The sequence below is a fragment of the Kutzneria sp. NPDC052558 genome (assembly GCF_044547355.1).
Classification (GTDB): Bacteria; Actinomycetota; Actinomycetes; order Mycobacteriales; family Pseudonocardiaceae; genus Kutzneria.
This window is the reverse complement of the sequence record NZ_JBIUAG010000002.1, coordinates 581,736-607,539: the sequence shown is the minus strand read 5'-3', so window position 1 is coordinate 607,539 and position 25,804 is coordinate 581,736. Positions and strand designations below refer to the sequence as shown.

At 71.8% G+C, this 25,804-nt stretch carries 26 protein-coding genes; 13 read left to right on the top strand and 13 right to left on the bottom strand.

What is annotated here, in order from left to right:
- Positions 1 to 193: 193 nt before the first annotated feature.
- Positions 194 to 3,061, bottom strand: coding sequence for a BTAD domain-containing putative transcriptional regulator (locus tag ACIG5F_RS05955; RefSeq protein ID WP_396516268.1), 2,868 nt, complete (start codon positions 3,059 to 3,061; stop codon positions 194 to 196).
- A gap of 131 nt (positions 3,062 to 3,192) precedes the next feature.
- Here ACIG5F_RS05955 and ACIG5F_RS05950 point away from each other — a divergent pair, with 131 nt between their 5' ends.
- From ACIG5F_RS05950 to ACIG5F_RS05930, 5 genes are all read left to right on the top strand, one after another.
- A complete protein-coding gene (locus ACIG5F_RS05950; RefSeq protein WP_396516267.1) occupies positions 3,193 to 3,807 on the top strand; it encodes a hypothetical protein in 615 nt (204 codons plus the stop codon).
- Positions 3,804 to 4,700, top strand: coding sequence for a hypothetical protein (locus ACIG5F_RS05945; protein ID WP_396516266.1), 897 nt, complete (start codon positions 3,804 to 3,806; stop codon positions 4,698 to 4,700). Before ACIG5F_RS05950 ends, ACIG5F_RS05945 begins: the two co-directional genes overlap by 4 nt.
- A gap of 38 nt (positions 4,701 to 4,738) precedes the next feature.
- The gene (locus ACIG5F_RS05940) at positions 4,739 to 5,602 is read left to right on the top strand and encodes an exodeoxyribonuclease III (protein ID WP_396516265.1); all 864 of its coding nucleotides are present in this window, start codon (positions 4,739 to 4,741) and stop codon (positions 5,600 to 5,602) included.
- Between the two features lie 89 nt (positions 5,603 to 5,691).
- Positions 5,692 to 6,570: a serine/threonine-protein kinase gene (locus tag ACIG5F_RS05935; protein WP_396516264.1), complete on the top strand. Its 879-nt coding sequence runs from the start codon at positions 5,692 to 5,694 to the stop codon at positions 6,568 to 6,570.
- A 136-nt stretch (positions 6,571 to 6,706) separates the two neighbouring features.
- Positions 6,707 to 7,216: a methylated-DNA--[protein]-cysteine S-methyltransferase gene (locus ACIG5F_RS05930; protein WP_396516263.1), complete on the top strand. Its 510-nt coding sequence runs from the start codon at positions 6,707 to 6,709 to the stop codon at positions 7,214 to 7,216.
- Between the two features lie 6 nt (positions 7,217 to 7,222).
- Here the strand turns inward: ACIG5F_RS05930 and ACIG5F_RS05925 are convergent, their stop codons facing one another.
- From ACIG5F_RS05925 to ACIG5F_RS05890, 8 genes are all read right to left on the bottom strand, one after another.
- Positions 7,223 to 7,846 carry a maleylpyruvate isomerase family mycothiol-dependent enzyme gene (locus ACIG5F_RS05925; protein WP_396516262.1) on the bottom strand — a complete coding sequence of 208 codons (624 nt, stop codon included), beginning with the start codon at positions 7,844 to 7,846 and terminating at the stop codon, positions 7,223 to 7,225.
- Positions 7,843 to 8,472 carry a response regulator gene (locus ACIG5F_RS05920; RefSeq protein ID WP_396516260.1) on the bottom strand — a complete coding sequence of 210 codons (630 nt, stop codon included), beginning with the start codon at positions 8,470 to 8,472 and terminating at the stop codon, positions 7,843 to 7,845. The genes ACIG5F_RS05925 and ACIG5F_RS05920 overlap by 4 nt, the downstream gene beginning before the upstream one ends.
- Positions 8,469 to 9,539, bottom strand: coding sequence for a sensor histidine kinase (locus ACIG5F_RS05915; RefSeq protein ID WP_396516259.1), 1,071 nt, complete (start codon positions 9,537 to 9,539; stop codon positions 8,469 to 8,471). The genes ACIG5F_RS05920 and ACIG5F_RS05915 overlap by 4 nt, the downstream gene beginning before the upstream one ends.
- Before the next feature lie 134 nt (positions 9,540 to 9,673).
- Positions 9,674 to 9,907, bottom strand: a complete 234-nt coding sequence (locus ACIG5F_RS05910) for a hypothetical protein (protein WP_396516258.1) — start codon at positions 9,905 to 9,907, stop codon at positions 9,674 to 9,676.
- Between the two features lie 78 nt (positions 9,908 to 9,985).
- The gene (locus ACIG5F_RS05905; protein WP_396516257.1) at positions 9,986 to 11,041 is read right to left on the bottom strand and encodes a zinc-binding dehydrogenase; all 1,056 of its coding nucleotides are present in this window, start codon (positions 11,039 to 11,041) and stop codon (positions 9,986 to 9,988) included.
- A 113-nt stretch (positions 11,042 to 11,154) separates the two neighbouring features.
- Positions 11,155 to 13,101 (bottom strand): M48 family metalloprotease, encoded by a 1,947-nt coding sequence (locus ACIG5F_RS05900; protein ID WP_396516256.1) that lies wholly within the window; start codon positions 13,099 to 13,101, stop codon positions 11,155 to 11,157.
- Complete coding sequence (locus tag ACIG5F_RS05895) at positions 13,098 to 13,742, bottom strand: RNA polymerase sigma factor (RefSeq protein ID WP_396516255.1); 645 nt, start codon at positions 13,740 to 13,742, stop codon at positions 13,098 to 13,100. The genes ACIG5F_RS05900 and ACIG5F_RS05895 overlap by 4 nt, the downstream gene beginning before the upstream one ends.
- Complete coding sequence (locus ACIG5F_RS05890) at positions 13,739 to 13,942, bottom strand: hypothetical protein (protein ID WP_396516254.1); 204 nt, start codon at positions 13,940 to 13,942, stop codon at positions 13,739 to 13,741. Before ACIG5F_RS05890 ends, ACIG5F_RS05895 begins: the two co-directional genes overlap by 4 nt.
- A 74-nt stretch (positions 13,943 to 14,016) precedes the next feature.
- Between ACIG5F_RS05890 and ACIG5F_RS05885 the strand changes: the two genes are divergently transcribed.
- A complete protein-coding gene (locus tag ACIG5F_RS05885) occupies positions 14,017 to 14,652 on the top strand; it encodes a TetR/AcrR family transcriptional regulator (RefSeq protein WP_396516253.1) in 636 nt (211 codons plus the stop codon).
- On the opposite strand, the gene ACIG5F_RS05880 is transcribed toward ACIG5F_RS05885, so the two are convergent.
- Entirely contained in the window at positions 14,630 to 15,580 is a 951-nt protein-coding gene (locus ACIG5F_RS05880) for an amidohydrolase family protein (RefSeq protein ID WP_396516252.1), read from the bottom strand. The two genes, ACIG5F_RS05885 and ACIG5F_RS05880, sit on opposite strands and share 23 nt — an antisense overlap.
- 27 nt (positions 15,581 to 15,607) lie before the next feature.
- Here ACIG5F_RS05880 and ACIG5F_RS05875 point away from each other — a divergent pair, with 27 nt between their 5' ends.
- Positions 15,608 to 16,282 (top strand): nitroreductase family protein, encoded by a 675-nt coding sequence (locus ACIG5F_RS05875; RefSeq protein ID WP_396516251.1) that lies wholly within the window; start codon positions 15,608 to 15,610, stop codon positions 16,280 to 16,282.
- On the opposite strand, the gene ACIG5F_RS05870 is transcribed toward ACIG5F_RS05875, so the two are convergent.
- Positions 16,279 to 17,214, bottom strand: coding sequence for an amidohydrolase family protein (locus ACIG5F_RS05870; RefSeq protein WP_396516250.1), 936 nt, complete (start codon positions 17,212 to 17,214; stop codon positions 16,279 to 16,281). The genes ACIG5F_RS05875 and ACIG5F_RS05870 overlap by 4 nt on opposite strands.
- An 87-nt stretch (positions 17,215 to 17,301) precedes the next feature.
- On the opposite strand from ACIG5F_RS05870, the gene ACIG5F_RS05865 reads away from it, so the two are divergent.
- On the top strand, positions 17,302 to 19,362 hold the full coding sequence (locus ACIG5F_RS05865; protein ID WP_396516248.1) for a prolyl oligopeptidase family serine peptidase: 2,061 nt from the start codon (positions 17,302 to 17,304) through the stop codon (positions 19,360 to 19,362).
- Here the strand turns inward: ACIG5F_RS05865 and ACIG5F_RS05860 are convergent.
- On the bottom strand, positions 19,348 to 20,280 hold the full coding sequence (locus ACIG5F_RS05860; protein ID WP_396516247.1) for an alpha/beta hydrolase: 933 nt from the start codon (positions 20,278 to 20,280) through the stop codon (positions 19,348 to 19,350). The two genes, ACIG5F_RS05865 and ACIG5F_RS05860, sit on opposite strands and share 15 nt — an antisense overlap.
- Positions 20,281 to 20,338: 58 nt before the next feature.
- On the opposite strand from ACIG5F_RS05860, the gene ACIG5F_RS05855 reads away from it, so the two are divergent.
- From ACIG5F_RS05855 to ACIG5F_RS05835, 5 genes are all read left to right on the top strand, one after another.
- On the top strand, positions 20,339 to 20,938 hold the full coding sequence (locus tag ACIG5F_RS05855) for a DsbA family protein (RefSeq protein ID WP_396516246.1): 600 nt from the start codon (positions 20,339 to 20,341) through the stop codon (positions 20,936 to 20,938).
- Positions 20,939 to 20,958: 20 nt separating this feature from the next.
- Positions 20,959 to 22,845 (top strand): Na+/H+ antiporter NhaA, encoded by a 1,887-nt coding sequence (gene nhaA, locus ACIG5F_RS05850; protein ID WP_396516245.1) that lies wholly within the window; start codon positions 20,959 to 20,961, stop codon positions 22,843 to 22,845.
- Between the two features lie 40 nt (positions 22,846 to 22,885).
- Entirely contained in the window at positions 22,886 to 23,701 is an 816-nt protein-coding gene (locus ACIG5F_RS05845; RefSeq protein ID WP_396516244.1) for a transglutaminase domain-containing protein, read from the top strand.
- Between the two features lie 89 nt (positions 23,702 to 23,790).
- Complete coding sequence (locus tag ACIG5F_RS05840; protein ID WP_396516243.1) at positions 23,791 to 24,168, top strand: serine hydrolase; 378 nt, start codon at positions 23,791 to 23,793, stop codon at positions 24,166 to 24,168.
- A 122-nt stretch (positions 24,169 to 24,290) separates the two neighbouring features.
- Entirely contained in the window at positions 24,291 to 24,830 is a 540-nt protein-coding gene (locus ACIG5F_RS05835) for a serine hydrolase (protein WP_396516242.1), read from the top strand.
- Between the two features lie 169 nt (positions 24,831 to 24,999).
- On the opposite strand, the gene ACIG5F_RS05830 is transcribed toward ACIG5F_RS05835, so the two are convergent.
- Entirely contained in the window at positions 25,000 to 25,590 is a 591-nt protein-coding gene (locus ACIG5F_RS05830) for a dihydrofolate reductase family protein (protein ID WP_396516241.1), read from the bottom strand.
- Between the last annotated feature and the right edge of the window lie 214 nt (positions 25,591 to 25,804).

Below are 25,804 nucleotides of genomic sequence, written 5' to 3'. Positions count from 1 at the left end.
TGCAGTGAAGGGACCCTTCCTGACGTTCAACGTCAGGAAGGGCCCCTTCATGACATGGGACGTGGGGACCGGGTGTGGTGAAGGGACTCTTTCTCTCGTTGAGCGTCAGTAAGGGGCCCTTCATGACATGGGGTGTCGGGGTCGGGTGTGGTGATGGGACTCTTTCTCTCGTTGAGCGTCAGTAAGGGGCCCTTCATGACGTCGGGGGCGCGTGGCAGGGGCAGTGGAGGGTGGCGCGTTCGGTGCGGATGGTGGCGGCCTCGGGCTGGTCCAGCTCGGCGAACTGGGTCTCGGCGGCGTTCCAGTGGGCGGCGGCATCGGCGTGATGTCCCAGTGCATGCAGGGTTCGCGCCGCGCCGTGGTTGGCGTGGGCCTGGTAGAAGCGGTTGCCAGTGCCGATGGCCAGGTCGAGCGCGGCCAGGAACGCCCGGCGGGCCTCGGCCAGCTTGCCGCCGGCCAGGGCGGTGGCGCCGCGGTCGTGGTACAGCTGGGTGCGCAGGTCGGCGTCGTTCACCTCGGTGGCCATGACCTTGGCCCGCTGCTGGTAGTGCTCGGCCTCGGCCAGCTTTCCCCGTGCCCGGTGCACGTTGCCGATGTTGTTCAACGCGTAGGCGGCGGCACAGCGGTCGTCCACCTCGCACGCGTGCTCGTACGCCTCCAAATGACTGGCCATCGACTCGGCGAGCAGCCCGAGATCCAGTTGGACCGCGCCGAGATTGTTCAAGGCGTGGGCCAGACCCGGCACGTGGTTGATCTCGCGGAGCATGGGCACGCAGGCCAGGTGGCGCCCCAGCGCGACCTCGGGACGTCCCCGGATTCCGTTGAGGTAGCCCAACATGCTCAGAGCGTGGGCCTGTCCGCGCACGTCGCCGCACTGCCGGTACTTCTCCAGCGCCGCCTCGAACCGGGTGATCGCGAACTCGTGCTCGCCGAGCTCCATGGCCGGGATGGCGATGGCGCACAGCGTGGCGGCCTCGCCCCAGGCGTCGCCGAGCTTTTCCCACTTGGGCAACGCCTGCTCGGCCAACGCCTGCGCCTCGGTCAACCGGCCGAGCCGGTCGTGCGCGGTGGCCAGGCGAAGCAGCACGTGCGCCTGGGCGTAGTCGTTGTCCGGCACGATCTCCCGGGCCAGCTGCAAGGTGTCGACCCAGTCCTCCAACCGGTTGGTCGTGTTGAAGTGCCGCCACATCATCACGGCCAGCCGCCACGCGTGCTCGGGCTCGCCGCTGGTGGCGGCGTGCCGGATCGCGGCCACGAGATTGGCGCGCTCGGCGGCGATCCACGCCACCGCCGCGTCCGGATCGGCGAAGGTCGGGGCGGCCGGGGCCGATCGGTCCACGGTGGGCAGATTGTCGAACGGATAGCCGACGCCGGCGGCATCGGCCAGCGTCACCAGGTAGAAGTCCAGCAACCGCAACAAGGCGTCCGAGGTGTGCTGAGGCAGCGACGCCGCGAACTCCTTGAGCGGATCGAGCATCTGGTACCGGTCCGGGGCGATCTCCTCCAGCAGGCAGACTTCGTGCAGGGTGTCGAGCACGGTACGGGCCCAGGCGACGTCGCTGTCGACCAGCGCCGCCGCCCCGGCCACGTGGAGGTCCGCGCCGGGAACATGTCCGAACAGTCGGAACGTCTTCTGCTGCAACAGGTCCAGCTGCTGGTAGGAGGCCTGCACGGCGGCCGTCCCGGACAGGTCGCCCAGCTGTCCCAACAGATGTTCCAACGGCCACTGGTCGTGCCGGCGGAACAACGCGGCCGCCAGCTGGATCTCCACCGGCAGGTGCCCGCACCGCCGGACGACTTCGGCCACCTCCGCCGCCTTGCCGCGAACGCGGTGCGGGCCGGTCAGCACGCGGAACAACGCGGCGGCGTCCTCGGCCGGCAGCGGGGAAAGCCGGATCGGCTCGCCGGTGTCCGGGTCGCCCATCCGCCGACTGGTGACGATGGCCAGGCAGCCGTCGGCCTCCGGCAGCATCGGCCGGACCTGCTCGGGCGAGAAGGCGTTGTCCAGCACCACCAACGTCCTCGTGCCGTACAGCTTCGTCTGGTACAGCGCGGCCTTGCGGCTGTCCGTGGTCGGGATCTGCTCCGCCGGCACGCCGAGCTCCAGCAGCAGGCGGGTCAGCGCCTCGCAGACGGTCACCGGGGCCACGTTCGGCGTGAAACCGTTGAGCCGAACCAGGAACTGGCCGTCGGGATAGCGGTCCCGCAGCCGGTAGGCCGCCTCGATCGCCAGCCCGGTCTTGCCCGAACCCGGCGCGCCGCTCACCCACACCGCCCGGCCGTCGCCGCCGGTGATCACGTCGAGTTCCTTGGCCCGCCCGGTGAACATGCCCGGCCGTGACGGCAGCGAGCTGGCCGGCTCGCCCCGCTCGGCCCGTGCGGCCAGATTGCGCAGCGCCGTGCCCGGCTCCATGCCGTACTCGGCCAAAGCCTCGGAGGCGTCCCGGAAAACGCGGACAGCTTCCACGTTGTCACCGCCCGCGAGCAGCGCCCGCATGAGCAGCTCGGCGTACTTCTGCCGGGCCGGGTCCTGCCGGACCGCCCGGCGCAGCCGGTCCCGCGCCGACCGGTGATCGCCCACCGCCAGCTCCAGCTCGGCCAGATCCCCCACCGCGTCCGAATAGGCCGGATCCGGCGACACCACCTCGGACCCGCCGACCCGGTCGATGTCGATGTCCTCCAGGAACGGTCCACGCCGCAGATCCACCGCCTCGCGCAGCAGCTCGATCTGGCGGCGCTGGTCGCCGGTGCGCAGCGACTCCTCGCGCAGCCGGTCGAAGCGGGCGAGGTCCACCTGATCCTCGTTGATGTGCAACACGTAGCCGGTGGGCGTCGTCTCGATCTCCGCATCGGTGTCGCGAAAGGCTATGCGCAGCTTGTTGATGTATCCCCGAACAAGCGATCGGCGACTCGGCTGGCCCGGCCACACTATCTCGGTCAGCCGCTCCGGCGAGATGGGCCGGTTGGCGTGCAACAACAACACGACCAGGATGAATCGCTGCTGTTGGTCACCGAGCGGCACCGACGCGCCGCCGTGCCGTGCCTGAAGTGGCCCCAGCATCCGAAACTCCACGCGGCCTCCCGGCGTCAGAGCCTGATATCCGTGCCGCGGCCGCGCAAGCGCCCGTCCGGGTGCCCGCGTTTCCGCGTTCTGTCCACGATCTGTCGACGTCCACCGGGCACGCTGCCGCGGTGGAGCCTGTGCTGCCCTGCTATGTGGTGTGCGACTTTTCCCCTTCCATGACCGACTACATCGCCGATCTGCGCGCCGGGTTACGAGAATTTCGCGGCGCCTTGCACGCGGATCCGGCCGCCGCCGCGCGGATCCGCGTGTGCGTGATCGTCGTCGGGCCGAGGCCGTGGGTGCAGCAGCCGCTGCGCCCGGCGGCCGAGCTGACCGACCTGGCCGGCCGAATTCCCTGCGCCGGCACGAATTTCGGGCCTGTGTTCGAGTTGCTCCGGGTCACCATCGAGCGAGACGTGAACGCTCTCAAGGGAAATCTCCGTCCGATCGTTTTCTTCGCTTCTGACGGACGGCCCACCGACCCGGCCGACTGGCCGGCCGCGCTGGCCGCGCTCACCGACCCGGACTGGCCGGCCCGACCCGAGATGATCGCCTTCGCGGTGGGCGCGGCCCACCGGGACACCCTCACCCGGATCGGGGCCGGCCGGGTGTTCCTCGGCGGCGTGCGGATGGGGGCGGCGCTGAGCGCCAGCGTGCTCATCCACGCCGTGTCCACTTCTGGTCCACTCGTCCGCCAGAACCTGTCCGGGAGCGGGAACGTCTTCGGGGAGGCGGATCGATGAACGGGCACCTGGAGCTCGTGCGTGAGTTGAAGCGGCTGCGCAAGGGGCGGGGCGTGCTGGCCGGCGGCATCCAGCAGCGGGTCGGGCCGGCCGTGCGCGCGGCGTGCGACATCGACGCCGGCGACGGGCCGGTGGCGGTGCGGCGCAAGCTGACCGCCCGGCTGACCGAGCTGGTCGAGCAGCTGCCGTCCGACCTGCGGCTGGCCACGCTGGTGGCCTTCGCCATCGGCCCCGAGGTCCGGCCCGGCCTCTACCAGGACCGGGTGCGGTGGGTGGCCATCCGGATGGAACGGGACGAGCGCACGGTCCGCCGCCGGGTCGACGAGGCCATCAGCCAGGTCGCCGAGCTGGCCGCCGGGTCGAGCGGGCGGTTCGGCGGCTGGCGTACCACCGAGCTGAGCGTGGCCGTGGCGCTGGACCAGGACCGGCCGGAGGTGCTGGAGCAGCGCCGGATCGTGGCCGAGCAGGACGGGCTGCGCGAGCTGGAGCTGGTCGCGCCGATCCCGCTCGGGCAGGCCGCCGACGTGCAGGTGCTCTACGGCGGCACGCTGGTGGCCGACGATCCGGCCGGGTTCACGCTGGCCCTGCCGACGCCGGTGGCCAAGGAGGAGCGGCACGACCTTGCCGTCCGGTTCCGGCTGCCGACCCGCCAGGCGATGCGGCAGTACCTGGTCTGCGTGCCGAAGCGGCCGTGCGAGCGGTTCGACCTGCGGCTGCGGTTCCGTCGGGACGATCGGCCGCCGACCGTGTTCGCGCTGCACGGGGCGCCGCGGGAGGACCCGCCGCGGGACGGCCGTGAGCAGCCGGTGGACCGCGCCGGGGAGGTGCATGTGCGGTTCCACCAGCTGACTCCCGGCCTGGCCTACGGGGCCCGGTGGGAGTGGCCGGCGTGATCGCGGCGATTGCCAGGAATGGTGGCTACCGTGGGGACGTGCGAGTGGCGACGTGGAACGTGAACTCGGTGAAGCAGCGGCTGCCGAGGCTGCTGCCGTGGCTGGACGAGCGGCAGCCGGACGTGGTGTGTCTCCAGGAGACCAAGCTGTCCGAGGACGCGTTCACGGCGCTGCTCGGCGATGAGTTGGCCCAGCGCGGCTACGAGGCCGCGGTGGTGGGTGAGCCGCGGTGGAACGGGGTGGCGGTGCTGTCCCGGGTCGGCCTCGACGACGTGGTGGTGGGGCTGGCCGGCGCGCCGGGCTTCCCGCACCAGGAGGCCCGGGCGGTGGCCGCCACCTGCGGCGGCGTCCGGGTGCACTCGTTGTACGTGCCGAACGGCCGCGAGCCGGATTCCGATCACTACCGGTACAAGCTGGCCTGGTTGGCGGCGCTGCGCGAGGTCGCGGCGTCGGGGCCGGCGGACGCGGTGCTGTGCGGCGACATCAACATCGCGCCAACGGATGCCGACGTGTTCGACCCGGCCGCCTTCGTGGGCCAGACCCACGTGACCGGTCCCGAGCGCGCCGCCCTCGATTCGCTGCTGGAGCTGGGCCTGCACGACGTGGTCCGCGAGCACTGGCCGACCGAGCGGGTGTTCTCCTACTGGGACTACCGGGCCGGCATGTTCCACCAGGACCTGGGCATGCGCATCGACCTGGTGCTGGCCTCGGCCCCGGTGGCCGGCCGGGTGCGGGCGGCCTGGGTGGACCGGCACGCCCGCAAGGGCGCCGGCCCCAGCGACCACGCGCCGGTGATCGTGGACCTCGACCAGGCCCCGGACGGGGACATCGGCCCGGTGGTGCCGCCGCCGTCGGCCCGCGGCGGGGTCCGGAAAGCGAGGCTGCCACAGGCCAGGAGCTGATCCACATCTCACACCGGCAGTCACCCGGCCGGCCGGCCCCGTATCGTTACGGAAAGCTGCCAACCGGGGGTACGCGCGGAGGTGAGTCGATGCGCCAGCGGCCGTACGTGGACTACGAGCCGCCGAGCCAGCCGTTGCCGGCCCGGTTCCAGGTCGAGGGCCTGGTCGGTCGGGGCACCGGCACGGAGGTGTACGAGGCCTACGACGAACTGCTGGACCTCCAGGTCGCGGTGAAGCTGTTCCCCTCCGACCTCGACGACACCGCCTGCCGGCGGATCGCCGACGAGGCCCGGGCGCTGGACCGGCTCAACCACCGGCGGCTGGTGTCGGTGTACGACGGCGGTGTCCACCTCGGCCGGCCGTACCTGGTGATGCAGCTGATCCGCGGCATCAGCCTGAGCCGGCGGCTGCGCGAGGGCCCGCTGCTGACCGCCGAGGCGGTGGTGCTGATCGCGCTGCTGGCCGACGGGCTGGCGCACGTGCACGCCCAGGGCGTGGTGCACCGGGACGTGAAGCCGTCCAACATCCTGCTCGACGAGGACGGCTTCCCGCACCTGAGCGACTTCGGCATCGCGCTGCTGGCCGGGCAGTCCCGGGTGACCGCCGTCGACGAGGTCATCGGCACGCCCGCCTACCTGGCCCCGGAGCAGATCCTCGGCGGCGCGCTCGGGCCCGCGGTCGACGTGTACGCCCTCGGCCTGGTGCTGCTGGAGTGCATCACCGGCCGCCGGGAGTTCGACGGTCCCAACAAGATGGAGGCCGCCCTGGCCCGGCTCAGCCGGGATCCGCGGATCCCGGCCGACCTGCCGGGGCCGCTGGCCGGGCTGCTGCGGGCCATGACCGCCCGCGAGCCGGGCCGTCGGCCCACCGCCCAACACTGCCTCAACACCCTGTCCGCGCTGGTCGCCGACGCCGCCGGCGGCGACCTGGAAACCGAGACTCTCTCCATGCCCTGGCGATCAGCCTGATCTCCAGCAGCTGCGGCGGGAAGACGAGCCGGGGGACTCTTCCGCCGGGAGACCGCCTTCGTCCCCCGCGACGACCGCCGGCGATGACGGCCGATTCCCGCCAGCCAGCGGTCTCCAGACGGGTCATGCTTGTGCCATGAACGTGAAGACCATTGTGGACAGCCCGGTCGGGCCGTTGACGCTGGTCGGCGAGGGCCGGGAGCTCACCGGCCTCTACATGACCGACCAGCGGCACCGTCCGGCCGAGGAGAGCTTCGGTGAGCTCGACGCCTCGCCCTTCGGCGCGGTCATCGAGCAGTTGGCGGCGTACTTCGACGGCACGCTCGACACCTTCGACCTGCCGCTGGCCCCGCGCGGCACCCCGTTCCAGCGCAGGGTGTGGACCGCCCTGTGCGAGATCCCTTACGGCGAAACCATTTCCTACGGCGAACTGGCCGAGCAGATCGGCAGGCCCAGCGCGGCGAGGGCCGTGGGGCTGGCCAACGGCAAGAACCCGATCAGCATCATCGTGCCGTGCCACCGCGTCGTCGGCAGCGGCGGGGGCCTCACCGGCTACGGTGGCGGCCTGGCCCGCAAGCAGTATCTGCTCGACTTCGAGCGCGCTGGCACGAAGAGCGAGGCCGGGCTCCAACTCGCCGCCTGGTGAAGCGGGTCAGCGCTCGATCCGTGCTGTCAACGTCGGCAGGCCGGGGCCGGTCAACTCCGCCGTGATGCCCCGGCGGCCGGCGATGGCCATCAGCAGCGGCTCGGCCGGGCCGGCGACCACCGGCCCGAAGCCGGCCGCCCAGCCCAGATCGGTGGCGATCACCCGCAATCCCCGGACCCGCCACGGCCCGCCGACCGCCGGGTTCAGCGCGACGGTGCGAAGGACCGGCCGGAGTCGTTCGGCCGGGATCTGCCGGGGCCGGCCGAGGACGCGGCGGATGTCCTGGTGGTGCACGAGGGCGTCCTCCAGCCCCAGCACGCCGCCGAACCACGAGGTCAGGCCGTGCGGGGCGAGGTGCCGGCGGAACAGGGCCAGCAGCTCCGAGACGTCCACGTCACGCAGCTCGTCGACGCCGATGGCGTTGGCCCGGTGCAGCCCGAAGGCCGAGCGGGTGAACCGGTCGACCAGGGTGCGGGTGTCGAGCTGGTCGTAGCTGATCATGTGGGCCACCACGTCCCGCACCCGCCACCCGGCGCACAGGCTCGGCGTCTCCCACTCCCGCGGACTCAGGGTCGCCAGTAACCCGGCGAGCTCGGTCCGCTCGGCCCGGGCCAGCTCCAACAGCGTCATGGCGTCACGATGCCATGGCGGTAGGCGTAGCGGATGGCCTCGGCCCGGGTCCGCACGTTGATCTTCCCGAAGAGGTTGTTGATGTGCGTCTTGACGGTGGTCTCGCCGATGAACAGCGCCCCGGCGATCTCGGCGTTGCCCAGGCCCTTGGCGATGAGGGTGAGCACCTCCGCCTCCCGAGTGGTGAGGCCGGCGGCGGGACGACCGGGGGCGGCGAGGGCGGCGACGATGCGTTGGGAGACGGCGGCGTCGAAGGTGGCCTGCCCGGCGGCGACGGCGCGGAGGGCGGCGGTGATCTCGGCGCGGCCGGCGTCCTTGGTGAGGTAGCCGCGGGCCCCGGCGTGCAGGGCGGTGGTGATCGACTCGTCGTCGGCGTAGGTGGTCAGCACGACCACGGCCACCTCAGGGAACTCGGCGGTGATGCGGCTGGTGGCCTCGACGCCGTCCATGACCGGCATGCGCAGGTCCATCAGCACGACGTCGACGGCCCGGGATGCCAGCAGCGCCAACGCTTCCGCCCCGGTGCCGGCGTCGCCGACGACCTCGACGTCGTCGACGAGATCGAGCAGGGCGACCAGGCCCTCCCGCATGACGAGCTGGTCGTCGACGACGACAACCCGGATCATTCCGGCACCTCGGCGGTCACCAGCCAACCCTCTCCCGATCGTCCCGCGGTCAGGGTGCCACCGGCCAGCGCGATCCGCTCACGCATCCCGGTGAGACCGTGCCCGGGGGCGGCTTCCCCCGGCGCGGCGATGTTGTACACCCGTAGCGACACGGCGGAGCCGTAGTCCAGCACCACCGACACCGACGCGCCGGGGGCGTGCTTGGCGGCGTTGGTCAGCGCCTCCCGAGCGATCCTCAGCATTGACACGGTGGTGCCGGCGGACAGCGGCCGCTCCGCCCCGGTGACGGAGAATTCCACGTCCAGGCCCCGATCCCGCCGGCCGTCGGCCACGAGCTGCCCCAGCGACTCGGGCAGCGGCGGCACATCGGCCCGCAGGGCGGCGACGGCCCGGCGGGCTTCGTCGAGTCCCTCGTTGGCCAGCCGCCGGGCCCGTTGCACGCGGAGCAGGCCGCCGGCCAGATCGCCGCGTTCGGCCAGCAGCCCCTCGGCCACCTCGAGCTGCACGCCGAGCGCGCCGAGGGAATGGGCCAGCACGTCGTGCAGCTCGCGGGCGATGCGGGCCCGCTCGTCCAACGCGGCGTACTCGGCGTGCAGACGGGCCTGCACCAGGTGTTGCCGCCAGCTCAGGCCGGTCAACGCCATGATCAGCAGCGCCGCCGGGTCGCCGAGCGCCGAGGCGGTGTCCTGTCCCCACGCCAGGACACCGATCTCGGCCAGCACGAACGTGCCGACGAGCAGGCCGATCAGCGCCCGCGACGACAGCCGCGGCTGCGCGCAGACGACGGCCAGCGCGACGCAGGTCAGCAGCACCGGCGTGCCGTCGGGAGCCGGTCCGATCAACGCCACCGACACCAGCAGGCAGGCCAGCAGCGACACCCCGGCCGCGCGCGGCGCCCGCCGCTCCAACAGCGCGAAACCGAGCCAGCAAGCCAGGCTCACGCCGTACAGCGCCCACAGCCAGACCGGGGTCGCCCGCTGCACGGTGGCCAGCGTGACGACGAACACGCAGGTCCCGAGCAGGCTGATGACCAGCCACGCGGGCGGCATCCGATCGAGCAGTCGCACGGACATCAGGCTGCCACGTCAGCGGCCCGTCCGCCGCCAGATCAGGGCCAACACGAACAGCAGCAGCACCAGCGCGAGCACGCCGCCGCCGATCATCAGGAACCGGAGGAACATGAACTGCACCACCGCGCCCATCAGCGGCGCTGCTTGGTCACGCGCTCGACGACCATGTTCGTGAGGCCGCCTCGGCGCCGGGCCTGCTCGCGCAGCACCGGCTCGACCAGATCCCGCGCCCGGTCCAGCCTGCCCAGCCGCCGCAACACCATGGCGACCGCGAACAGGCCGAGCACCGCCAACACCACTGCCCCGCCGATGAAGGCGAAGCGGACCGCCATGTACCCGGCGATGTCCATCAGGGAATTGTCCATGGCCGGGACGCTACGGAGACACCCCCGCCGAGCAGGACCTCCCGCCGGTGGAGATCGGGGTGGACCGCCTCTCCACCGTCAGGGCCGCAGCAGCACCCGGATCGGGTGGCCGTCGTGCTCACGCAGCCGGCGGATGCCCTCCTCGAACTCCTCCAGCGGCAGCACCGCGCTGACCGACGCGGTCAGGTCCAGCCGTCCTCGTGACACCAGCTCCACCAGCTCGCTCAGGTGCTTCATGGTGTAGCCGAGGTGCCCGGTCACGGTGTGCCGGCGCCCCACGAACGCGCCCTCCCATCCGAGCTCGACCTGGTCGGCGCTGATGCCGACCAGCAGCAGCCGGCCGCGCAACCCCAACGCGTTGTTGGCCTGCGTCATCGTGGACGTCCGGCCGACGCAGTCGAACGCCACCCGCAGGCCGCGGCCGCCGGTGATCTCCATGATCCGCGCGGGGGTGTCCTCGGCCAGCGGGTCGAGGACGAAGTCCGCGCCCAGCTTCAGGGCCCGCTCCCGCACGCCCGGCACCGGGTCCAGACCGATGATCGGCGACGCCCCCGCCACCCGGGCCAGCTGCACCAGGTGCGTGCCGATGCCGCCCATGCCCCACACGCCCACCGACTCCGCGATGCGCAGATTGGCCGTCTCCAGCGCGCTGTACGGGGTCGAGACGGCGTCCGCCAGCACCGCCGCCTGCTCGATCGGCACGCCCTCGGGCACCGCGAGCAACGACACCGCCGGCGTCGCCACGTACTCCGCCCACGCCCCGTCGTAGGCGAAGGCCATGATCTCCAGCGCCTCGCAGTCGTCGACGCTGCCCGCGAGCCGGCACGACCCGCAGTTGCCGCAGGCCCGGCCGGCCGCGATCACCACCCGGTCGCCGACGTTCCAGTGCCGCACGCCCTCGCCCACCGCCGCCACCGTGCCCGAGGCCTCGTGCCCCGGGGTGATCGCCGGGAACCGGGCCGGGATGTGCCCGTCGAACTGGCTCAGGTCGGAGTGGCAGATCCCGCACGCCGCCACCTTCACCACCACCTCGCCCGGCCCGGGCCGCGGCGTCGGCACCGTCTCCAGGCTCAGCGACCGGCCCTCGGCGTGGAACCGGACCGCGCGCATGGTCTCCGGCAGTTCGATCGTCAACGGAGGATTCCCTTCCAACGGGACGACTGCTGCGCCCGACGCTAGGACGACCCATGCGCATATGCCACCGTGGCAGTGCTTTTCCAGCCGATTTCGTGCTCGTCCGGCCACGGTCAGCGGCAGGCCAGGATGGCGTTGGGCACCAACAAGGTCTGGCCGGCCTTGAGGGCGGTGGAGTCGCCGAGGTCGTTGAGGCGCTGGAGTTCGGCGACGGTGGTGAGGTAGCAGGCGGCGAGGCGGTCGAGGGTGTCGCCGGGGCGGACGGTGATGGGGGCGGGGGCGAGCAGGTCGAAGGAGGGGGTGGGGAAGTAGGTGGGCAGGTAGCTGGGTAACAGGTCGCTGGTGGGGTAGCGGAAAGCGGTGGTGGGCGGCACGACGAGGGTGGGCTGCACGGTGGTCAGGGCCCGGGGCAGGGGCTTGGGGGTGACCTCGGCGAACACGAAGATGCCGACGATGAGGGCCAGCGCGACGCCGCCGAAGGCTAGGACTCGGCGGGTGCGTTCCCGTTCGCGGCGGATGGGCGTGGTGTCGACGGCAACCAGCGTGGTGGTGTCGACGGGGCCGTAGTGACGGCTGGGATCGACGCGGAGGGAGGCGAGGTGCAGGCGCAGGCGGTCGACGCCGGAGTGGTGGTCGACGGCGTCGAAGACGAGGGAATTGAGCTCGGCGAAGGGAAGCACGTGCACGCCGTCGGAGCGCAGTTCGCTGACGACGAGCTCGCTGGGCCCGGTCCACGACAGCCGCCAGTGGGCGCTGCCGGCCTCGACGAGGTAATGGCCGACGAGCCCGTGCAGGGCCTCGCACAGCCGGGCCAGACCCCGATGCGGGTCCTCGGCGTCGAAGCGGGCGGCGAGCTCGGCGGAGCCGGTCTCCAACTGGTCGAGCACGGTGGCGAGGGTGCCGTCCGCGCCGAGCAGGAGGCGGGATCCGGAGGTCGGCGCGGCCGTGCGGGCGGCCTTGTCGAGCCACTGGGCGGACGGCAGCGACTTGACCTTGTGGTCGGGCAGCAAATGCCGCAGCAGGGCGGGTTTGGGATAGGCCCAGGTCGACGGATCGGGTTCGTGTAGCCGGGCCGGCGTCTCGGTGCGCAGGTCGGCCAGCCGGGCCAAGCGGTCGGCCATGCTGGGGTGGCTGGCGTACGCGTCGCGCTTCTCGGGTTCGGGATCGGCGGCCTTGAGCCGGTCGAGCGCGGGGCGGCGCTCGGCCAGCATCGCCACGAACATCGCCTGCGGATCCTCGGGCGCGAACCCGGTCGCGGCGGTCAGCACCAGGTAGTTCTGCACGAAGTCCTGCCAGTGGGCGTCGATGGCGGCCAGCGACCGCAGCGCCCGGGCGGCGGCCTCCGGCCCGGCGACGCGGGCGGCGACGGCGTCGGCCTCGAACTCCTGCTGCCGCCGCACAGCGAAGGAAACGTGCGCGTACAGGCTGGTGTAGACCCGGATGAGCAGCCGGAACAACCACACCGGGCTCTGCGGATGCATGTCGGCGTAGTCAAGGTTGCCCCGGATGCGGTCCAGCGCCAGGTATCCCCGGTGCACCACCGAGCCGACGCGGGTGTGCCAGCCGAGGTAGTGCCCGAACTCGTGGCCGAGCAGCGCGCGGAGCTCGTTCGCCGTCAGCTCGGCCAGCAGCGGCAGCCCGAGGTTCAGCCGCCGCCGTCCGGGCAGCAGCCCGAGCAGCCGCGAGTCCTCGCTGACGGAGGCGTTGACCTCGCCGTCCAGCCGCAGTTCGTCCGGCGGCCGGACGCCGGCCTCGGCCGCCACCTCCCGCACGAACGCCCACAGCTCCGGCGCGTCCGACTCCGAGACCGGCGCCCCGTCGGCGTCCGCCGCCCGGTTGACGGTGAAGATCGCGCCGACCAGGGCGGCGATCGCGGCCACCGAACCGAGCATGGTGATCACGATGGCGGCATTGAACGTGCTGGTCTCGCCCTGGACGTAGCCCTGTACCACCAACGCGGTGAGCAGCACGAACGCACCGGCGACGGCCACCGCGACCAGCGCGGTCAGGTAGACGCCGACCAGCAGCAGGATCGCCAGGACCGCGCGCAGGGTGATCATCCGCGCCCCCACCGGCGTCGGGGCGGCTTGACCTGGTCCACGGCCGTGCGCACCCGGGCCCGGGCCCGTTCGTCCGCGGCGAAGCCCTCGGCCAGCCACCGCTGCGCGACTTGCAACGAATCCGCGATCTGGTCGCGCCGCACCACCCCGACCAGACCGTCGTCCGGGGTTCTGGCGCCGAGCCCCAGCTTGGCCGACAGCGCCTCGCGGGCCTTGAACAGGTGCGCCGCCACGGTGCCGCGCTGGATGCGCAGCAGCTTGGCCACCTCGGCCTGCTTCATGCCGTCGAGGCAGCAGTGCACCAGCACGGCCCGTTGCATCGGCGGCAGTCCGGCGACGGCGGCCAGCACCTCCTTGGCCGCCAACGCCTCGTGCGGCGTCGCGTACGGGGAAACCGGGAGTTCCAAGGCCCTCATCTCCTCCAGCCGGCGCCGTTTCACCAGCCGGAGCGCCTTGCGGGTCATGGTCACGTGCAGATACGCCTCGGGGGCGTCGTAGCGACTGGCGGTGTCCCACCGGCGGAACACCTCGGCGAACGCCTGGGCCACCGCGTCCTCGGCGTCGGCCCGGTCGCCGCACAGCAGCACGGCCCGGGCCATCATGCGGGGGTAGGCCTCCCGGAAGAACTCCTCGAAGCTCATTCGCCCTCCCCGCGGACGATCACCAGCCAGCCCGATCTGTCCCGGCGCGCCACCGTCGACCCCGGCCCGGCGGCCCGCGACAGCCGAGCCAGCGCGCGCAGCCGCGCCCGCTCGGCGTGCAACATCATCCCCCAGCATGCCAGCCGGACCGCACCGATTACCGCCGTCAGCAGCAAGGGATCCTGCATCGTTGTCGTCATGTCAGGAGAGAGGCCGAAGCCGCCACCAGTGTTTACCGGCCGGCGTCAACTGAACTGGCTGGTACAGTACGGGAATGGGCGATTCGGGGCGGACGGCGCCGTCGGGGGCGAGGGCCGACGGCAAGCGCAAGGCGATCGTGCAGGCCGCGCTCCAGGAGTTCCTGGACGAGGGTTTCGACGTCAGCATGGACCGCGTCGCCGCGGCCGCCGGCGTCTCCAAGGTCACGGTGTACAACCACTTCGACAGCAAGGAGAACCTGTTCCGGGCGGTCGTCTCCGGCCAGCTGCACGGCGCGCTGGAGGTGGTGGAGCAGCTGGTGTCGGCCCGGCTCGGCGAGTCCGACGACGTGCGGACCGAGCTGGTCAAGGCCTGCCGGGTGTGGGTGGCGGCGCTGGCCACGCCGGGCCTGCTGGCCCTGCGCTCGCTGGTCGCGGCCGAGTCGAAGCGGTTCCCGGACCTGGGGGAGACCTGGCTGGAGCACGGCCCGAGCCGCCTGCACGCGGTGTTCGCGGCGGCGCTGAGCCGCCTGTGCCAGCGCGGCCTGCTGGACATCGCCGACGTGGAGCTGGCGGTCCTCCAGCTCTCGGGCCTGGTGCTCTCGCCCAACCTGGTCTACGGCGTGTACGGCCGCAGCCCGGGCAAGAAGCTGGCGGACCGCCTGATCGTCTCCGGCGTGGACATGTTCCTCAGCTACTACGCGAAGAAGTGAGGCGGGCGGCCAGCCGGGGCAGCAGCCGCAGCGCGTTGTCCCGGCCGACGGCCGCCTTCTCCGCGTCCGTCCACACCGGACTGTCGGCCAGCCCGGCCACCGTCTCCGCGGCGGTGGACGCCGGCATGAACGGGAAGTCGCTGCCGAACAACACGTTCGCCGGATCCGCGAACGCGGCCAGCGACGGCAGCGTGAACGGATTGGCCGACATGGCGATGTCGAAGTGCAGTCGCCGCAACGCTCCTAGCACGTCCCGCTCGGGCAGGTACGAGCCGATCGTCGGCCCGTAGGTGAGGCGGTTGGCCAGGAACGGCACGTTCCCGCCGGCGTGCGACAGGATCAGCCTCAGGTCCGGCAACCGCTCCAGCACCCCGTTGAACAGCAGGCTCGCCGCCGCCCGGGTGGTCTCGAAGGTGAACTCGTACAGCGACGGCGGCAGCCCGAAGGTGGCCAGGTCGGCCATCGCCGGCGTGGCCGGGTGGACGTGCACGGCCAGTCCCCGCTCGGCGATCTCGGCCAGCAGTGGCTCGAATTCCGGCGCGCCAAGGTATCGGTTGTCGTACGCGGTCAGCACGCCGACGCCGTCCAGGCCCAACTCGTCGATGGCGTAGGCCAGTTCCTCGCGCGCGGCCGACACATCGGGCAACGGCAGGATGGCGAACGCCCCGAATCGGTCGGACAGCAGCGAGGCGAAGTACTCGTTCACCTCGCGGGCCAGCCGCCGGGTCGACGCCGGATCGCCGGTGAAATGCACGCCGGGCGCCGTGATCGACAGCACCGCTGCGTCGATTCCGTTGTCGTCCATGACTTTCCGGCTCAGCTCCGGCTCCCAGGTCGGGTAGTCGACACCGGGGATCGGGGTGCTGCCGCGCAGCGCGAGGGCGTAGCGCGGCGGAACGGCGTGGTGATGAACGTCAATAAGACCCATCGCACGGTCCTTCCCTAGTCTGCTCTCATGGAGCTCTACGAAGCGATGCGCACCACGCCGGCGACCCGTGAGTTCACCGAGGAGCCGGTGTCCGACGAGGTGCTGCGGCGGATGCTGGACAACGCCCGGTTCGCGCCCAACGGCGGCAACCGGCAGGGCTGGCGGGTGCTGGTGCTCAAGGACCCGGCTGCGCGCCTGAAGATCCGCGAGCTCTACCAGTTGGGCTGGCGTGAGTACGTGGCCCACGTTCGGGAGGGCCTTGTTCCCTTCGCGGCCAAGGACAACGGCCGCTGGACCGGGCCGGCGGTCGATCTGGCGCAGGCCCGCGAGACCCCGGCGCCGGACGCGTTCGGGGACAACCTGGAACACGTGCCGGCGCTGCTGCTGGTGCTAGCCGAGTTCGGCGCGCTGGCCACCGTGGACAACGGCCTGGACCGGCAGTCGATCGTCGGCGGCGGCTCGATCTATCCGTTCTGCCACAACCTGTTGCTGGCCGCCCGCAACGAGGGGCTTGGCGGGGTGATCACCAGCGTGCTGATCCGCCAGGAGCCGGCGGTCAAGCGGCTGCTGGGCATTCCCGACGGGTTCGGGGTAGCCGCCCTGATCGCGATCGGCCACCCGCGCAAGGTGATCACCAAGCTGCGCCGGGCCGCGGTCGAGGACTTCACCGTCGTCGACCGCTTCGACGGTTCCCCCTTCTAGAGCCCGAAGATCTTCGCCGCGTTGTGGTCCAGGATGGCGGCCGCCTGCTCGGGGCGCACGGTCCGGCCGATGTAGTCGATCGCCGCCTGGTACTCGGCCTCGGCCTGGTACGGGAAGTCGGTGCCCAGCACCAGCCGTTCCGCGCCGAAGGTGTCGACGGCGGCCCGCAGCGCCGGGGCGTGGTCGTGCCCGACGGTGTCGAACCACATCCGCTGGGCGGCCACGCTGGGCAGCTCGGGCGCGCTCGGGACCTCCCACGGGATCTGGTGGTCGGCGCGGTTGAGCACCATCGGCAGCGCGCCGCCCAGGTGTGAGGCGATGATCTTCATGTCCGGGTGGCGGCTGGGGATGCCGGCCGCGATCAGGTGCGTGATCGCCACCGTGTCCTCGATGGGGGCGCCGATCGACCAGGTCAGGTTGTGGCCGGCGATCAGCTCCGACTCGGCCCCGGCCCCGGCCGGGTGCACGTACAGCACGCTGCCGCGTCGGTTGAGCTCCTCGTACACCGGCTCGAACGCGGGGTCGTCGAGGCCGCGCCCGAGCACGGAGGTGGTGACGGCCGCGCCGACCATGCCCAGGTCGTCCAGGGCCCGGGTGAGCTCCTTGACCGAGGCGTCGATGTGCGGCAGCGGCAGCGCGGCGAAGGCCCGGAACCGGTCGGGATACCTGGCCACGATCTCGGCGTACTCGTCGTTGGCGAACCGGGCCGCGGCGACGGCGGCGGCCTCGTCGGGCACATGCGGCGAGACCGGGGTGACCGACAGGATCTGGAGATCGACCCCCGCCGCGTCCATCTGGGCGAAGCGGGCGGCCAGCTCCTCCTCGGCCGAACCGGCCCCCATCCCCCGCTGGGCCTGGGTCGGCACGCCGATCGCGGCCAGTCGAGCCAGGTAGTCCTCGCTCCACAGGTGCGCGTGCACGTCGATGCGCATGATGTCCTCCTGAACTGGACGGTACAGTTCATTTACCAGGAAGACTGTACGCTCCGAACCAGGGCTGTCAAACAACGGGGGGCGCAGGTGACGACTGCTCGGGTGGAGACCGTCGTGGACACGGTGTTCGGCCACCAGCTGGCCGATCCCTACCGGTGGCTGGAGAACGATCCTGAGCTGCGGGAGTGGGCGCTGCCGCAGGGACGGGCGGCCGAGGCGCACCTGACCGGCCTGCCGCTGCGGGCCGGCCTGCTGGCCCGGCTGGACGAGGTCACCAGGGACGGCGTCGAGATCACCGGCTTCGCCATGGCCGGGGACCGCGTCTTCTTCCTGCGGCAGGACGCCGACGTGCCGGTGCTGCTGGTCCGCGAGGGCGACCAGGAGCGAACGGTGCTCGACCCGAGCGCGATCGAGGGCGACGAGCACAGCAGCATCGACTGGTACGAGCCGAGCCCCGACGGCCGCCTCGTGGCCTGCGGCATCTCGCGGGGCGGCAGCGAGATGGGCGTGGTGCACGTGCTGGACGTGGCCACCGGCGAGCTCACGCCGACCCGGCTGGAGCGGTCCTCGCACGGCTTTCCGAGCTGGCTGCCGGACGGCTCCGGCTTCTTCTGCCACCGCTACCCGAACCCCGACCCGGCCCTGCCGGCCGACCGTCGCCGCGAGGACAGCGCCACCTGGCTGCACCGGATCGGCCAGGACGAACCCGTCCTCGCGCTGCGTCGCGGCCACAACCTCACGCTGCCGATGGACCCGATCGACCGGCCGTACATGCTGCTGCCCGAGAGTGGCGAGCTGATGTTCGCGCTCATCTCGCACGAGGCCGCCGGCCAGTCGATCACCGAGGAGATGTCCAGGTTCAGCCTGTACGCCGCGCCCCGCTCCGGCCTGGCCGACCTGGCGACGTGCCAGTGGCGCAAGGTCATCGACCCGTCCGACGGCGTCGTCGCCCACACCGTGCACGGCGACACCCTCTACGTCGTCACGCACAAGGACGCCCCGCGCCACCAAGTGCAGGCTTGGTCGCTCACCGACGGCACGCGCCGCACGGTGGTGCCCGAGAGCGACCGGGTGGTGATGGGCGCCAAGGTCGTCGGGGATCACCTGCTGGTGCGCGACATCGATGCCGGCACCGCCCGTATGCGCCGAATCCCGTTGGCCGGCGGCGAGATCGAGGAGGTGCCATTGCCGGTTGGCGGCACCGTGCTGCAATGGTCGGCCCATCCGGACGGCAAGTCGGCCCTGATCGTGTTCAGCTCCTGGACGCAGTCCCCGACCGCGTACCGCTACGACGGCGAGCTGAGTGACACCGGTTGGATCGCACCGTCCTGCGTGGACTTCGGCGACATCGAGATCACCCAGCTGCGGGCGCCGGCCCGCGACGGCGCGCTGATCCCGCTGACCGTGTTGCACCGCAAGGGACTTCCGCTCGACGGTGGCAATCCCACCCTGATGACCGGCTACGGCTCGTACGGCTTCCTGCTGCGACGGTCGTTCAACCCCCGGCTGCTGCCGTGGCTGGAGCGCGGCGGCGTGTACGCGCTGGCCGGCCTGCGCGGCGGCGGGGAGTACGGCCGCGAGTGGCATGAGGCCGGATTGTTGCTGAACAAGGAAAACACCATCACCGACTTCATCGACTGCGCCGCGCACCTGGTCGCCGCCGGCTACACGCGGCCGGAGCGGCTGGCCGGCGACGGCACCAGCGCCGGCGGCATCCCCAGCGGTGGCGCGCTGGTGCGGCGGCCGGACCTGTTCGCGGCGATGATCATGCAGGTGGGCGTGTTCAACACGACCCGCATGGAGTTCAGCGAGAACGGCCCGGTCAACGCGCCCGAGTTCGGCAGCCAGACCACCGAGGACGGCCTGCGCGCGCTGCTCATCACCGACAGCTACCTGCGGGTGGTCGACGGCGTCGACTATCCGGCGGCGCTGATCACCGTCGGCCTCAACGACCCGCGAGTGGCGGCCTGGGAGCCGGCCAAGATGGCTGCGCGCCTCCAGGCGGCCACCGCCTCCGGCCGTCCCGTGCTGTTGCGCGTGGAGGAGCACGGCGGCCACGGCATCGGATCGACCCGAGAGCAGCGCAACGCCCTCATGGCCGACATCTTCGCCTTCGTGGCGTCCCGGACCGGGCTAGTGGGCGGCTAGAAAGGCGTGCTGGGCCGCCACTTCGCGGGTCGCGACGGTGATGGGGAATGCGGTGAAGCCGTGCACGGCCTCGGCGACCACCTCCAGCTCGCACGGACTGCCGGCGGCCCGCCACCGGGCGGACATGAACAGGCTGTCGTCGAGCAGCGGATCCCTTGCGCCGACGACGAACCGGGCCGGCGGCAGGTCCCGCAGGTCGGCGTACAGCGGGGAGATGTCGGGGGCGTGCAGCTCCGCCTCCGACAGCCCCGGGTATGCCTGCGCCCGGAACCACCGCTCGGCCGGCGTCCCGGTCACCAGGTGCTGCTCGCCGAAGGCCCGCGAGCTGGGCGTCAACGCCATGTCGTACACGCCGTAGGCCAGGTACGCGGCCCGGAAAGCCTTGTGCTGCCCCGATTCCCGTAGCCTCAGCAGCACCTGCACGGCCAGTTCCGCGCCGGCGGACTCGCCGCCGATCAGCAGCCGGTCGGCGCCGAACTCCTTGGCCGACTGGGAGACCAGCCACCGCGCCGCGTCCTCGCAGTCGTGCACGGCGGCGGGATGCGGATGCTCCGGGGCCAGGCGGTACTCGACCGACACCACGGCCAGCGATGTCTCCCGGGCCAGCGCCCACAGCCGCACGTCCTGGTTGCGGGCCGAGCCGAGCACCCGGCCGCCGGGATGCATGTGCAGGTAGACGCCCCGGACGTCGTCCGGCGTGAAGACACGGACGCCAACCGCGCCGTCACGACCGGGCACGGTCCGGTCCACACCCTCGGGCAGGATCGTCGGCGGCGGGAACAAGCCGAAGCCGGACCGCAGCCGGCCGATGTCCGTCACCTCGTACACCGGCGGCACCGAGGCCATCTTCTCGGCCAGGCCCTTGTTGAAGGCGATGGTCTCCTCGGCGACGTCCACGCCGGTGGTCACGATCGACATCCGCCGAGTATCGCAGCCGGGTAGGGTGCGCCAAACCCGTTTGACGAGGGGGAACACCGTGACCCGTGTGGACTTCTACTTCGACCCGGCCTGCCCGTTCGCCTGGATCACCTCGCGCTGGATCCTGGAGGTCGAGCAGCACCGCGACATCGACTTGCACTTCCGGGTGATGAGCCTGTCCGTGCTCAACGAGCACCGCGAGATCGACGCCTGGTACCGCGAGTTCTGCGACCGGGCCTGGGGTCCCGTGCGGGTCTGTATCGCCGCCGCCCAACTGCGTGGCGACGACGTGCTGCGCGAGCTCTACACGGCCCTGGGCACCCGGATCCACAACGGCGGCAACAAGGACTACGACGCCGTGATCGCCGAGGCGCTGGCCGAGGTCGGGCTGCCGGCCGAGCTGGCCGCCGCCGCGGCCAGCACCGAGTACGACGAGGAGCTGCGCAAGAGCCACCACCGCGGCATGGACCCGGTCGGCGACGAGGTCGGCACCCCGACCATCCACATCGACGACGTCGCCTACTTCGGCCCGGTGCTGGCCTCCATCCCGCGCGGGGAACGCGCCGCGGAGCTGTTCGACGCGGCCAGGGTGCTGGCCGGTTTTCCGCACTTCTTCGAGCTCAAGCGCAGCCGCGACGCCGAGCTCGACTTCAGCTGAGCTGGGTAAACTCCCGGTTCGTGAGCGAGCCCACCCGGCAGCGGACGCTGTGGCAGCGCGGCATCGCCGCCCCGATCCGGGCCTTCCTGCGGACCGAGTCGGCCAGCGCCGGGGTGCTCGTGGCGGCGATCGTGGCCGCCCTGCTGTGGTCCAACGTGGACACCGGGTCCTACGAGGCGCTGTGGCGCACCGACCTGTCGGTGCGCCTCGGCGGCCTTGAGGTCGCCGCCGACCTGCGGGAATGGGTGAACAGCGGGCTGATGACGCTGTTCTTCCTGGTCGTCGGCCTGGAGGCGCGGCGCGAGTTCGACCTGGGCGACTTCCGGGACCGGCGGCGGTTCCTGCTGCCGTTCACCGCCGGCCTGGTCGGGCTGGTGCTGCCGGCGTTGATCTACACGGCGGTCAACCTCGGCGGCCCCGGCGCGCACGGCTGGGGCGTGGCCATGTCCACCGACACGGCGCTGGCCCTGGGGCTGCTCACGCTGCTCGGCCGGGGCGTGCCGGACCGGGTGCGGGTGTTCCTGCTCACGGTTTTTGTCGTCGACGACCTGGTGTCGCTGCTGGTGATCGCCATCGCCTACAGCTCGCAGATCCGGGTGCTGCCACTGGTCGTCGCGGTGCTGGTGTTCACGGTGCTGATCGTGCTGCGGGTGGTGGGCGTGCGCAGCGGCGTCGTGCTCACCGTGCTGGGTTTCGTGTCGTGGCTGGCGTTGCTGGACAGCGGCGTCGACCCGGTGGTCGTCGGGCTCGGCGTCGGCCTGGCCACCTCGGCGTACACCCCGGCCCGGGACGACCTGGAGCGCGCCACCGGCCTGTTCCGGCTGTTCCGTGAGCAGCCGACCGCGCAGCTGGCCCGGGAGGCGACGGTCGGGCTCAACCGCAGCCTGTCCCCGAACTCCCGGTTGCAGAACATGTTCCACCCGTGGACCAGCTACGTGATCGTGCCGCTGTTCGGCCTGGCCAACGCCGGCGTGGCCATCGACGGCGGCTTCCTGGCCCGCGCCTACACCTCGCCGGTGACGCTGGGCATCGTGCTCGGCTACGTCGTCGGCAAGCCGGTGGCCGTGTTCGGCTCCACCTGGCTGATCACCCGGCTCAGCCGCGGCCGGATCCGGCCGCCGGTCGGCTGGCTCGCCGTCGCCGGCAGCGGCACCATCGCCGGCATCGGGTTCACGGTGTCGCTGCTGATCGCCACCCTGGCCTTCGAGGGGCCGCAGCTGGACCAGGCCAAGGTCGGCGTGCTGACCGCGGTGCTGCTGTCCTCGGCGGTGACGTGGGCGGTGTACCGGACGACCCGGTTCATGTCGCCCAAGAAGAAGGCCCTGGCCCTGCTCGGGACCTCCGAGCAGCTGATCGACCTGATCGACGAGGTCGACCCCGAGCGCGACCACATCCGCGGGCCGGCCGGCGCCTCGGTCACCGTCGTCGAGTACGGGGATTTCCAGTGCCCCTACTGCGGTCTGGCCGAGCCGGCGGTGCGGGACCTGCTGGCCGACACCGATCTCCGTTACGTGTGGCGGCATCTGCCGCTGACCGACGTGCACCCCCAGGCCCAGATCGCCGCCGAGGCCGCCGAGGCGGCGGCGGCCCAGGGGGCGTTCTGGGCCATGCACGATCTGTTGATGCGGCGCCAGGAGAACCTGCGCATCATCGACCTGCTCTCGTACGCCGAGGAGCTCGGGCTGGACCGCGAGCGCTTCCACGACGACCTCAAACGGCACCAGTTCGAGGCCCGCATCGCGCAGGACGTCCAGTCGGCCGACCTGTCCGGCGTCTCCGGCACGCCCACGTTCTTCATCAACGGGCAGCGCCACTACGGCTCGTTCGACATCGAAACCCTGTCCGCAGCGGTGAAAACCGCCCGGGCGCGGGCGGTCATCGACCGGCACCGCAATCCGGTGGCCTAGTTTTCGGGGATTGTCAGACCCCGCCCCTAGCATCGGCGACATGGACATCGACTACGCCGCGCCGGGTGTGTTCACCGCCGTGTCCCCGGCGCAGGTCCCGCTGACCACGGGCCTGCCCGAGGACCCGGTCGGCATCTGCGCGGCGGTGACGCCCCTGTTCGTCCAGCCCACCGACGCCGCGGCGGCCGGTGTGCCGGAGCAACGGTGGGGGGAGCGCAACATCCGCCCGGCCAGCGGGCTGATCGATGCCCTGATCGCGATCGACCCGGCGCCCCTGCACGTGCCGAGGCCGCCGGACCGGCGGGTGGTCGGAACCTGTCGGCACTGGGCGACCCTGGCCACGGCGCTGCTGCGGCAGCGGGGGATCGCGGCCCGGGCCCGGTGCGGCTTCGGCACGTATTTCGTCGCCGGCAAGAACGTCGACCACTGGGTCGTCGAGTACCGGGAGGGCGCCCGGTGGCGGCGGGTCGACGTGGAGCATCTGGGCCGCACGTTCGTGCCGCGGCCCGACGACCTGGCCCCCGGCGAGTTCTTGACCGGTGGCGAGGCCTGGCAGTGGTACCGGACCGGCGAGGTCGACGGCGCCCTGTTCGGCGTGTACGGCGTCGACTTCGCCTGGGGCGTGGGGGAAATCCGCGCCAACCTGATCCGGGACCTCGCATCCGTGCTGAAGGTCGAGACCCTCCCCTGGGACGAATGGGGGCGTATGGACGAGTCGTTCAAGGGCGCCACCGGCGAGGACTTCGACCAGCTCATGGACCGGATCGCCGAGGCCTGCGGGCGCGACGACCCTGCCGCCGTTCGGGCGGTCTACACCGCCGAGGACCTGGCCGTCCCCGAGGCGGTGATGCGATAAACCCTTAGGGGACAACTCAATCCGTGGGTGGACGTGCCCCGGGCTCACGGGTCGGCAGACTCGGTCGGGTGAGAAAACTCTTAGCCACCATGACAATCGCCGCCGGCCTGGTCGCGCTGGCGCCGGGTGTCGCCCTGGCCGCGCCGGCTCCCGACCCGATCCAGCAGCTGGCCGACACCGCGGTGCGCAACGGCGTCGCCGGTGTGCTGGTCCGCATCACCGACCATGGCCGCGTCCGCACCGTACGGGCCGGGACGGCGGTGGTCGGCACGTCGACGCCGATGCCGGTGGACGGCCGGTTCCGCGTGGGCAGCATCAGCAAGGCCTTCCTGGCCACCGTCGTGCTCCAGCTCGTTGGCGAGGGCGAGGTCGACCTCGACGCCCCCGTCGACCGGTACCTGCCCGGCGTGCTGCCGGACGGCTGTGCTCATGCCGCGCGTTCCGCGCGGGGCTCGGCCCCCGGGTAGCCGGCGCCTCGCCCTTGCTGGATTTAGCCCGCCGCATCCGGCTCGGGCGGGTGGTTGCGTCGGGTGGCGGCGGCCGAAATCCAGCAACCGTGCGAAGCACCGGCGGGGCCTCGCACTCTCCTGTGTCAGCGGCCGTCAGTCGGGATTGCACCGTCACCGGGCACAGTTGGGGCGTCGAGGAGTCTCGCCGCATCTTCCAACCCCTCGGCCTGCACGACACCTTCGCGCCCGGCGACTACCCCTGGCTCGGCGGCGGTCCGCACGCGCACAGCTACCTGGTCGTCGACGGCCGTCCCGTCGACGTCACCGAGCTCAACTCCACCATCGCCGGCGCCTCCGGGGCCCTCGTCTCCACCCCCGCCGACCTCGACACGTTCATCACCGCCCTGTTCGACGGCCGCCTGCTCAAGCCCGCCCAGCTGACCGAGATGACCCATGCCCTGCCGTTCACCAACAACTACGGCCTCGGGCTCAACGCCACCACCACCTCCTGCGGCCTCACCAACTGGGGCCACGGCGGCTACATCCAGGGTTTCACCGCCGACCTCACCAGCACCCTCGACGGCGCCCACCGCCTCGAGATCTACGCAACGCCCCTGAACTACAACGCCACCGCCGCCACCGCCCTGCAATCCCTCACCAACAAGGCCTACTGCCCCTGACCCCCGCGCTCAGCAACAGACCGAATGCAAGCCCGGGGCAGCCCACCCCGGCCACCCCCACCCATCCGCTTTTGCCACATGTGGACCACATTCGACTCACAAAGTCGAATGTGGTCCACATGTGGCGGAAAGTCGGGATTGGGTGGCGACGTGGGTGGGGGTGGGGCGGTCAGCGGCGGACGCGGTAGGTGAGGTGGGTGACGCCCTGGCCCTCCACCACCGTCGGGCCGTCCAGCTGGACCGGGCCGGTGGCCAGCTCGCCGAAGAACGGGATGCCCTTGCCCAGCAGGACCGGCACCAGGTCGACCTGCACGGCGTCGAGCAGGCCGGCGTCGAGGCACTGGCGGACGATCGTCGGGCTGGCCACCGCCACATCCTTGCCGCCGGCCGCCGCCTTGGCCTGGGCGACGGCGCTCTCGATGCCGTCCGTGACGAAGGTGAACGGGGCCTCGGGGTGGGGCCACTCGGACGGCACGGAGTGGGTCACGATGAACACCGGCACGCCCATCGGGTGCATGCCGTTCCAGCCGCTGGTCAGGTCGAACAGCCGCCGGCCGCCGATCAGCGCGCCGATGGTCGCCAGCCCGTGCCGCAGCACCCCGGCGCTGGCCTCGGAGGTGCGGAAGGTGGCCCACTCGACCGCGGTCGGCACGGCCACGTCACCGCTGCCGTACCAGCCGAAGACCTGCTCGATGCCGTCGTTCGGGTCGGCGACGAAGCCGTCGAGCGACATGGACATGTTGGCGATGACCTGGGACATCTCGTGCTCCTTGGGTTCGTGTTCCGTTGCTGGTCAAAGCTTCGCCGCACCGGGTGGCCGATAGATCTGCCACGTGGCCGAGATGCCGGGCCGAGGTGGCTGACTCGGTGGCCCGGGGTGGGGGCTCTTGCGGTGGTCGACGGCGGTGGTGGTGGCCGGCGCGACGGGCCGGTGTGAGCGATCGCGGTGGCGGGGGCGGCGGCGCCTGGCAGGA